Source organism: Streptomyces jeddahensis (assembly GCF_001642995.1).
GTDB lineage: Bacteria > Actinomycetota > Actinomycetes > Streptomycetales > Streptomycetaceae > Streptomyces > Streptomyces jeddahensis.
This window is the reverse complement of the sequence record NZ_LOHS01000079.1, coordinates 67,068-76,942: the sequence shown is the minus strand read 5'-3', so window position 1 is coordinate 76,942 and position 9,875 is coordinate 67,068. Positions and strand designations below refer to the sequence as shown.

The following is a 9,875-nucleotide window of genomic DNA, read 5'->3' as shown; positions in this document are numbered from 1 at the left end:
CGCCGATGGTACTGCAGGGGGGACCCTGTGGGAGAGTAGGACGCCGCCGAACAATTCTTGAGAAAACCCCCGCACCATTCGGTGCGGGGGTTTTCTGCGTTTCAGGGACATTGGGGCTTTCTCAATTTCGGAGCTCCGTGCTCTAGAGCAGCCCTAGACCGGCAGTTCCTGCTGCGGCCACCTCGCGCGCGCCTGTTCGCGGGAGCGAAGGAGGGCCAGGGTGGGGAGGCCCTGGGAGGGGCCCATTGTCAGGAGGTCCGGCAGCTGGGGCAGGGGGGCCACCGCGGCGATGTCGTCCAGGACCAGGGTGAGTGGTGGGTCGAGCCGACCGGAGGATGACCGTTCGGCCATGCGCCGGCCGTGCTCGACCACGCTTGAGGTCAGGGCGGTGAGGAGCGGCATCGCTCCCGGATTCGTCTTCGGGTCCTCGATTGATTCACCCACCACATAAAGCGTGCCCCCTTCATTCGTAAAAGAATCCAAGGCGAGGGCATCAGTTCGGTTTGAGGTGCAGGACTCGCGGACGTTGATCGTGAAGAGGGATGAGAGGGCTCGGGCCGTCAGCTCTTGGGCGATGTCACGGCGTTCGGGGTGCGAGGTCAGGGCTGCTTCCAGTTCGCCGGCTGTGCCCGGTGCGGACTTGGGGTTCGTACGCAGTGCGCGTACCGCCTCCTGTACCTGGGTGCCCTGTGCCCAGCGGTGTACGTGCCGGAACTGGCGGCCGTCGACGGCGGCGGCGTGCAGGAAGCTTCGAAGGAGCGTTTCCGCGGTGTCCGCGACCGCGGCGTCCAGTTTTGAGGACGGGCGGATCGGGGCGAGCAGGGCTGCCGCTCGTTGGGCCGCGACCGTCTTGTCTTCGCAGCCGGTGCTGGGGGACCAGTGGAGGCGGGCCGGGGTGTCGCACAGGTGTGAGGGGTCGTAGAGAAGGACCGGGCCCAGTTTTGCGCGGGCGTCCTTTGTTTCGGCCCATAGGGCCGGGTTCGACGTGACGACCAGGGCTGCGCCCTCGGCGTCTCGTACCGCCTGGGTGGCGGTGTGGTGTCTGGTTTCGGCGGGGCCGAACAGTATGGGGCCCTGGGGTGTGGGGGGTGCCGGTGCGGGGGCCTGTTCCGGTGCGGGTTCCGCTGTGCCCACCCGTTCCGCCCCAGCGGAACGATTGCCCACAGCGGCGGAGGCGGCGCCCACAGCGGGTGCGGGTGTCTGCGGTGCGGGTTCCGCTGTGCCCACCCGTTCCGCCCCAGCGGAACGACTGCCCACAGCGGCGGCCTTCCGACCCGCCTTCCACCTCGCCACCACCCCCATCACCGCCACCGTCACCACGACCAGGACCATCAGTTGCCCTATCAGCAGGCCCCAGAACAGGCCGTACCCGGACAGTTGTTGCGGTGGGGTGTCCGGCCAGGCGCCCATTACGTCGTGTGGCTGGGCGATGAGGTGGCGCATCGCCAACGGGGTGTGGGTGACCGTCACGTTCTTCGGCCAGGAGCCGTGGGCGAAGAAGGCCGACAGCCCCGTCGCCGACCACACCAGCAGTGTCATGCCCAGGAGGAAGAGGAGGACGCCGATCAGCAGGCCGTCGGGGACTCCGCGTTCCTCCGTCCGCCCTCTCCGGCTCTGCCGGTCCTCCCAAGCCTCCCGGCCTCTGTCGCCGTACTGCTGTCCCGCACCCACGTCACGCCACCGTGGAGTCGTTCATCTGTTTCATCTGCTGCTCCATGAACGCGGCCCGCTCCTCCGCCTCCAGTTCGGCTGCGCGCAGGGCGTCGTCGTCGGACACCTCGGCGGACGACTCGGTCATCGCGCGGTCGGTGAAGACCAGCGGGCGTTCCATCTCCGTGACCAGGTGCTTGACGACCTGGACGTTGCCGTTGACGTCCCAGACCGCGATGCCGGGTGAGAGAGTCGGGATGATCTCTACCGCCCATCGCGGTAGCCCCAGCACTCGCCCCGTCGCCCTCGCCTCGTCCGCCTTCTGGGCGTAGATCGTCCGCGTCGACGCCATCTTCAGGATGGCCGCCGCCTCCTTGGCGGCCGCGCCGTCCACCACGTCGCTCAGATGGTGCACGACCGCCACGAAGGACAGGCCGAGCCGCCGGCCGAACTTCAGCAGCCGCTGGAACAGCTGCGCCACGAACGGCGAGGCGATGATGTGCCAGGCCTCCTCGACCAGGAAGATGCGCTTCTTCCGGTCGGGGCGGATCCAGGTGTGCTCCAGCCACACACCCACGATCGCCATCAGGATCGGCATGGCGATCGAGTTGCGGTCGATATGGGACAGGTCGAAGACGATCAGCGGGGCGTCCAGGTCGATGCCGACCGTCGTCGGGCCGTCGAACATGCCGCGCAGGTCGCCGTCCACCAGCCGGTCCAGGACCAGGGCCACGTCGAGGCCCCACGCCCGTACGTCCTCTATGGCGACGTTCATCGCCTCGGCTGACTCCGGCTCGGGGTGGCGGAGCTGCTCGACGATGTCCGTCAGGACGGGTTGCCGCTCGACGATCGTCTCGTTGACGTACGCGTGCGCGACCTTCAGTGCGAAGCCCGAGCGCTCGTCGAGGCCGTGTCCCATCGCGACCTCGATGATCGTCCGGAGCAGCGCGAGCTGCCCGGTCGTCGTGATCGCCGGGTCCAGCGGGTTCAGGCGGATGCCGGTGTCCAGAGCCGCCATCGGGTCGAGCCGGATGGGAGTTATCCCCAGCTCCTGGGCGATGAGGTTCCATTCGCCCACGCCGTCCTCGCCCTGCGCGTCGAGCACCACGACCTGGCGGTCGCGGAACCGCAGCTGCCGCAGGACGTACGTCTTCTCCAGCGCCGACTTGCCGTTGCCGGACTCGCCGAGCACCAGCCAGTGCGGCGCGGGAAGCTGCTGCCCGTACAGCTGGAAGGGGTCGTAGATGTAGCCCTTGCCCGAGTAGACCTCGCGGCCGATGATCACGCCCGAGTCGCCGAGGCCGGGTGCGGCCGTCGGGAGGTAGACCGCCTGGGCCTGCCCCGACGACGTACGCACGGGCAGCCGGGTCGTCTCGACCTTCCCGAAGAGGAAGGACGTGAAGGCTTCGGTGAGGACGGACAGCGGATCCCGCATGAGTGCAGCCCCTACCTTCGGATACCGGTCGCGAACGGGAGCGTGTTGACGAAGGCCCTGTGGTGCTCGCGGTCGCACCACTCCAGCTTCAGATACGACTTCCCGGCCGAGGCCCGGATGGTCCGTTTGTCGCGCGCCAGCGCCTCGGGCGTACGGGCGGACACGGTGATGTAGCCGACGAGGTTGACACCCGCCGCGCCGCTCGCCAGGTCCTCGCCGCGCTGGTCGAGGCGGGAGTGGGCGGCGATGTCGCGCGGGTCCACGGTGCGGTTCATCTTGGCGGCGCGGCTGGCCTCCGCCTCGTCGTTGGTCTTCTCGGTGAGCATCCGTTCGATGGCGACCTCGGTGGGCTCCAGGTCCATCGTCACGGCCACGGTCCGGATCACGTCCGGCGTGTGGACGAGCAGCGGCGCCAGGAAGTTGACGCCCACCGGCGTCATCGGCCACTCCTTGACCCACGCCGTGGCATGGCACCAGGGCGCGCGGCTCGCCGACTCCCGCGTCTTGGCCTGCAGATACGTCGGCTCCATCGCGTCCAGCTCGGCCGGCCAGGCGTTCCGCTGCGTCATCGCCTGGATGTGGTCGATCGGATGGTCCGGGTCGTACATGGAGTGGATCAGGGAGGCGAGCCGGCCTTGGCCGAGCGGCTGGCGCACGCGGATGTCGGCCTCCTGGAGGCGCGAGCAGATGTCGGTCAGCTCGCGCGCCATGACCACCGCGAGCCCGGCGTCCCGGTCGAGCTTCTTGCCGCCCTGCGGTCGCGCGGCCCGCGCCATCGCCTGCGCTTCGGCGGCCAGCTCCCGCGTGTAGTGCATGCAGGCGACCAGATACGCCCGGTGCTGCTCGCTGCTCGTCGAGACCATGGACTGCAGCTGGTCGTACGACTGCTGCAGCCAGGCGGGTGCCCGGTCGTCGCCGCGCAGCGCCACGTCCTTGGCGTGTGCGTCGGGGTCGGCGGGCAGCGTACGGGCGAGCATCTGCAGGCGCGTGACGAAGCCGTCGCCGTTCGCGACGTGCTTCAGCAGCGTCCCGAACCGGTCGACCAGCGCCTCCTGGTCCTCGCTGTCCCGCAGCCCCACGCCCGGGCCCTCGATCTCGATCGCGGCCGTGACCGTACGCCGGTCCGCATGCAGCAGCACGGCGATCTCGTCAGGACCGAAGGGCGCGGCCAGCCAGGTGATACGGCCGATCCCGGGCGGCGGCCCGACCTCGACCTCACGGCCGTCAAGGCGCGTGCCCGCCTCCATCGCCGCCGACCGGTAGGCGGTGCCCTGCCGCAACGTGCGCTTGTACGAGCGGTTGATCTCGAACCACTTGTAGAACGTGCGCCGGCGGTACGGGACGTAGACGGCGGCGAGCGCCAGCAGCGGGAAGCCCAGCAGCAGCACGATCCGCATGCTCAGGACCGGGACGAGGAGTCCGCACATCATCCCGAGGAACGCGCCCGCGATGATCAGCGCGATCTCGCCCGTCTCCCGGTTCCGGCCGATGATCGCGTTCGGCCGGGCGCGGCCGATCAGATACGTACGGCGGGGCGTGACCGGAGGGGACAGATGAGACGCATGGGAATCAGTCGTCAACGCCCTTCACCTCCCGTGCGGTTGGTACGTCCGGCGCTGCTCGCAGCGCCGGTTCCCGCAGTGCGGGCGTTGCTCGCGTGCGGGGTGTTCACGGGGCTGGTACGGGGCGGGGGTGCGGCGGAGGGGACAGATCCGCCGCCGCCCGTACCGGTGGCCGCCCCACGTGTGCTGTGTGCGGCCACTCCTCCACTCGCCGGGTTCGCCGGCCGCGGCTGGTTGCCGCCGCCGTCGTCCGCCCGGCCGCGGGCGCTGTGGGTCTTGATGCCCTGGGACACAAGGGCGGCCGGGGAGCTGATGACAGCGGCCGCCTTGTTCTCGGCACCTCGCATGATGCGGTTGTTGCGGGAGTTCGCGATCTCGTCCCCGAAGCCCGGTACGAACCGGTAGATCATGGCGCTCGCGAAGATGGCGAGCAGGATGATGGCGAGGCCGGACACGACCGCCGAGAACGCGTTCGGCCCGTCCTCGGCGGAGAGCGCCCCGGCCAGGCCCAGCACGATCACGATCACCGGTTTGACCAGGATGACCGCGATCATGATGCCCGCCCAGCGGCGGACGTGCCCCCACAGGTTCTTGTCCACCAGCCCCGCGTACACGACGGTCCCGAGCAGCGCCCCCACGTACAGTAGCGCGGCCCGCAGGACCAGCTCCAGCCACAGGACTCCGGCCGCCAGGATCGACACGAGGGACACGACGATCAGCATGATCGGTCCGCCGCCGATGTCCTCGCCCTTCTCCAGCGCGCCGGAGAAGGTTCCGAAAAACGTGTCCGTCTGGTCGCCTGTCGCCTTCGCCAGGACGTCCGTGACGCCGTCCGTCGCCGATACGACCGTGTAGAGGATCAGCGGCGTGAAGGCCGACGCCAGGACGGTGAGCCAGAGGAACCCGACCGCCTCACCGATCGCGGTCGCCAGCGGCACGCCGCGTACGGCTCGCTTGGCGACGGCCAGCAGCCACAGCAGCAGGGTCAGGACGGTCGAGGCCGCGAAGACGACGGCGTACTGCTTGAGGAACGTGGGGTTCGTGAAGTCGACGTTGGCCGTCTCCTTCACGGCGTCGGACAGCTTCTCGACGGTCCAGGAAGCGGCGTCGGCACAGCCCTTCGCGAGGGAGGAGAGGGGGTCGAGGGTGGAGGTGAGGGGGTCGGACGTGGAGCCACCGCCTCCACCGGAGCCGCCGTCTCGTTCGCAGTAGTCCCTGGCCGGCCCCCGGATGAGATCGCAGGGGTCGTCACTGGGCTCGGGAGTCGGCGCGGCGAAGGCCCGGGTGGCCAACAGCAGTGTGGCTGTCTGCACTGTTGCCACGGTGGCGGCGAGTGAGAGGGCCAGGCGGCGCTTGTCAGCGGGCATACGTGAACCCTCCGTACTCCTCGACGGCCTTTGCCATGTCGTCGGCGGTGGAGGCGGTCTGATCCCGGCCCACAGGGACGGGGCCGTCCTTCTGCTGGAAGTCGGTCACCTTCCAGTCGCCTTTGACCCACCGCAGCTCATACGTGGTCGTGTACCAGCTCTCAGCGACTGGGTTCGTGGTGGTCTCACCCGCGAGGCCGAAGAGGGACGTGTACCAGACATCGACGGTGGCGGTGTCGCTGCTGTAGCTCTTGACCTTGGTGCCCGCAGGAATGACCCGGGAGACGAAGGTCGTGCCGGTCGGCGCAGTCCCGTCTTTGCTCAGGCCGATGTTGGTCAGGAACTTCTCGCTGGAGTACGCCTCGTCGAGGGCCGACTGACGCTTGGCCGCAACGTCCGGTGCGTACACGGCATTGACGATGTCGTGCCGCCGCGCCTTGTTGAACATGTCGGCTGAGCCCAGCGCCACTGAATAGTTGGCCGCCGCGCTCTGCGCCCCCTCCCGATCCCGCCCGAACCCCGAAGGAATCTCCCCGTCCTTGGCGCTGACCGGTCGTTCCCCGGACGCCGCCGTAGGCGCCGCGTCCGCCCTCTCCCCGCTCTCCGCAGAGGAATCGTCCCCGCCACGGTTCGCGAAAGCGATCGCTGCGATCAGGAGGACCACCACGCCGACGACCGTGACGAGGCTCCGGGACGAGGAGCGGCCGGGGCGGCGCGCGCCGCCGTAGACGTCGCCGCGCCGCTCGGGGAGCCGGGTCCGGGTCTGGCCCGAGCCGCCGAAGTCGTCGTCCGTGCGCCCGGAGCGTCCGAAGTCGTCGTAATGGTGCTCGTCGCCGAGACTCATGCCGCGTACGCCCCCTCTAGCTCGTGCAGAACCGCGTAGTACGACGGTAGCCCTGCCGGTCGCCGTGCGGACGCGGTGTGGTGACTCGACATCAGCAATGCCAGGGACATCTGGGACATCTGGGGAACGCAACCTCAGTCGGTGGGCGCGACGGACGGGTGGGGTAGAGGGAGGAGCCGGGCGCACCCGGACGACTGACGGAGCGTTGGGGCCGCGGTGCCGGTCGGGTCGGCCCGCGGCCGGAGCTAGACGGCCATGCCGTACACGATGGTGAAGAGCGTGCCCAGCGATCCGATGATGAAGACCCCGGTCAGGCCCGCGATGATGAGGCCCTTGCCCTGTTCCGCGCTGAAGGTGTCGCGCAGGGCCGTGGCGCCGATTCTCTGCTTGGCGGCGCCCCAGATCGCGATGCCGAGGCAGAGGAGGATGGCGACCGCCATCACGACCTCGATCATCACCCGCGCTTCGTTGCCCAGGCTCCCGAAGGGCCCCCAGTCCGGGGCGATCCCGCCGATGATGGTGGTGATGTCGCCCTTTTCGGCTGCCATAAGCATGTAACTCACCGCCCCTAGTGGGTTGTTCCGTGCACCCCCTGCCGGTGCGCGCAGAGGTCAGGCCTCATTCTTGCCGACGATGGCGCTGTCGGATGTCGACTTGGCGCCATTGATTGGCGGGTTTCGTACGGATCTCCGATTGCCGGCCCGCGCGAGCCCCTCGCGGGGGCGTGGGGCGGTATACGAAGGTACGTATGGTCACTCTGTGTATCACGAGGGGTGACCTCGGGCAATGATGGCCAGGTGTGACACCTCGTCACACGCCGGGCGGCCCCGGGGCGTCCGGGGGCGCAAGGAGGCGGGGCGGCGCGGGCCGCCGGCGACGGCACGGGCGGCACGGGAGGACCAGCCTCGCGGCACGGGCGGACCGGCCGCGCGGCGGGGGAGCTCACAGTGCGTCAGGTGTCGAGCGGTGTCTCGTCGGAGGGCAGGCCGAATCCGGTCTCGACGACGTACGTGCACTGTGTGTAGGTGTAGCCGGGTTCGACCTTGCTTCCGTCGGTGTAGTTCTGCGCGTAGTCGCTGTCGCCGTCCTCCGTGTACTTGACGAGGAAGTGGTAGTTGCCGGCGGGCAGGCGGAGCGTGGTCTTCGGGTAGTTCTTGCCGCTGTCGTTGCAGGCGGACAGGTTGCCCTCCGCGTAGCTGGAGTACGTGTCGCAGCTTCCGCAGGCCTTCAGGGAGAGGGTCCCGGTGACCGGGCCGGTGTAGAGGATCTCGACGGCGCTCGGGGCGTCGTTGGTGAACTCCATCGGCATCCGGGAGCCGCCCGGGCTGCCGGACGGCGGCAGCTTCCGGCCCGCCGCGGGCCGCTCCGCTGCGATCTCGGCGGCGATGGCGATCTGCCGCGCCCGCTTCGCCTTCTTGTTCCCCTTGTACGTGTCGGCGAAGTCGTACAGCGTCTTGCTCGCGTCCTCGAAGTCGCCGTCCTCGAACTCGTCCACACCGCATTCGTAGACGCCCGACTCCACCGCGCTGTCGGCGTCTTTGCGCAGGCCGTCGCCCGGATCGTCCGGGAGCCCGTCCGCCGTCTCGCCGATCTGGCGCAGAGCATCGGTGACCGTGCAGGGATCGTCCCCGCTCAGGGCCTTGGACCGCGCCTCGATCTCGTCGTGGAAGGCGGGCTCGACCTTCGCGGCCTGCTCCGATTCCGGGAACGTCCGCAGCAGCTCGCCCAGCTCGCCGCCGTTCGATGCCGAGCTGTCGCCGAGGCGGAAGACGCCGCATTCGTACAGCGAGGTGGCGAGCCGGTCGTCGGGCCACTCCACCAGGGAGCCGAGGCGGTCCTTGTCCATGGTCTCGGGCACCGTCCGCAGGTACTTCAGCGGCGAGACGGCCTCGCAGTACTCCTTCTCGCGGTACGGCACCGCGACCGCCTCGTAGAACGCCTCCAGGCGGTCCGGGACGCGCTTCGCCGCCCGCGAATCCGGATGGTCCTCGACGAGCGCGCGGTAATCGGCGAGCGCCGACCGGAAGTCCTTCTCCCCTGCGGAGAAGCCCTTCTCGGACGCCGTGTCGACCAGCTCGTCCGTCGTGGCGAGCCGGTCGAGCAGCATCTTCTCGATCGCCTCGTCACGCGCCCCGTCGTACGCCCATGCGCCCCCCGCCGGTACGGCGAGGAGCACCAGGCCGAGCACCGCCGCCACGGGCGCGCTGAGCGCCGGGCGGAGCGGCGTCCGGAGCGCGCGGCGCGCCCCGTCCGCCGCCGAGAGCGCCACGAGGGCGACGTACGCGACCAGGGCCGCGCCCGGTACGCCGTCGACGTCCGCCGGCAGCGCGACCAGCAACAGCGCCGCCGTCGCCACCCAGCATGCGGCGGCCGACAGCCAGCGGCGCAGCAGTACGTAGCCGAGGCCGAGTCCGGTCAGGTTGAGCAGGCCGACCGCGACGGCCCGCCAAGGGTCCGCTGGTGCGGGCGGCATCCCCACGGTCGGGGGCTGCGGGGGTGGTGGCGGTACGGCCCACCCTGCGTTGCCGCCGCCACTGTCGTACGGTCCCCATGCCCCCATTTTTCGGCTCCCCCCAGCCGTTTCGGGCGTGCGTTGGTGACGCGCCCGTGCCGGTCCCTACGATCCGCCGAGGCGGGGGGTCCGTCAATCGCATTCGTGTCGGTAGAAGTACGTAACGGCCTACGGCGTCACGTCCTCCACGCCCTCCACGAAGTGGTCGAACTCGCCTGCCTGGACGCCGAGTACGAACGCGTCCCATTTCTTCTGCGTCGTCGTCACCACGTTGTCCGGGTCGCTCGTCTCCCGGATGTAGACCGCGTCGTCCTCGCCAAAGGCGATCTCGATCCAGGGGCCCGGACCGACGGCGTCCTCCGGGGCGGCCCGGACCCAGTCGAGGTTCGGGGGTACGTCAGCCACGGGTTCGGGTCTCCTTCTGCTTGAGGGTCTGGAAGAGGGTGACGAAGGCGCCGAGGTTGTGAGTGGAGACTTCCGATGCCAACCGTATCCCGTCTCTCGA

General features: G+C 69.5%; 8 protein-coding genes. All 8 read right to left on the bottom strand.

What is annotated here, in order from left to right; all coding sequences use genetic code 11:
• Positions 1–153 precede the first annotated feature (153 nt).
• Positions 154–1,539 carry a type IV secretory system conjugative DNA transfer family protein gene (locus STSP_RS16590; protein ID WP_408646310.1) on the bottom strand — a complete coding sequence of 462 codons (1,386 nt, stop codon included), beginning with the start codon at positions 1,537–1,539 and terminating at the stop codon, positions 154–156.
• 133 nt (positions 1,540–1,672) lie between these two features.
• Complete coding sequence (locus STSP_RS16585) at positions 1,673–3,085, bottom strand: ATP-binding protein (RefSeq protein WP_067278172.1); 1,413 nt, start codon at positions 3,083–3,085, stop codon at positions 1,673–1,675.
• Between the two features lie 11 nt (positions 3,086–3,096).
• Positions 3,097–4,665 carry an SCO6880 family protein gene (locus tag STSP_RS16580; protein WP_067278170.1) on the bottom strand — a complete coding sequence of 523 codons (1,569 nt, stop codon included), beginning with the start codon at positions 4,663–4,665 and terminating at the stop codon, positions 3,097–3,099.
• A complete protein-coding gene (locus tag STSP_RS16575) occupies positions 4,662–6,014 on the bottom strand; it encodes a hypothetical protein (RefSeq protein ID WP_067278167.1) in 1,353 nt (450 codons plus the stop codon). The genes STSP_RS16580 and STSP_RS16575 overlap by 4 nt, the downstream gene beginning before the upstream one ends.
• Positions 6,004–6,858, bottom strand: a complete 855-nt coding sequence (locus STSP_RS16570) for a hypothetical protein (RefSeq protein ID WP_067278166.1) — start codon at positions 6,856–6,858, stop codon at positions 6,004–6,006. The genes STSP_RS16575 and STSP_RS16570 overlap by 11 nt, the downstream gene beginning before the upstream one ends.
• A gap of 245 nt (positions 6,859–7,103) precedes the next feature.
• Entirely contained in the window at positions 7,104–7,412 is a 309-nt protein-coding gene (locus STSP_RS16565; RefSeq protein WP_030689133.1) for a hypothetical protein, read from the bottom strand.
• A gap of 398 nt (positions 7,413–7,810) precedes the next feature.
• Positions 7,811–9,331, bottom strand: coding sequence for a hypothetical protein (locus tag STSP_RS16560; RefSeq protein ID WP_067278163.1), 1,521 nt, complete (start codon positions 9,329–9,331; stop codon positions 7,811–7,813).
• Positions 9,332–9,538: 207 nt separating this feature from the next.
• Positions 9,539–9,775, bottom strand: coding sequence for a DUF397 domain-containing protein (locus STSP_RS16555; protein ID WP_067278161.1), 237 nt, complete (start codon positions 9,773–9,775; stop codon positions 9,539–9,541).
• Between the last annotated feature and the right edge of the window lie 100 nt (positions 9,776–9,875).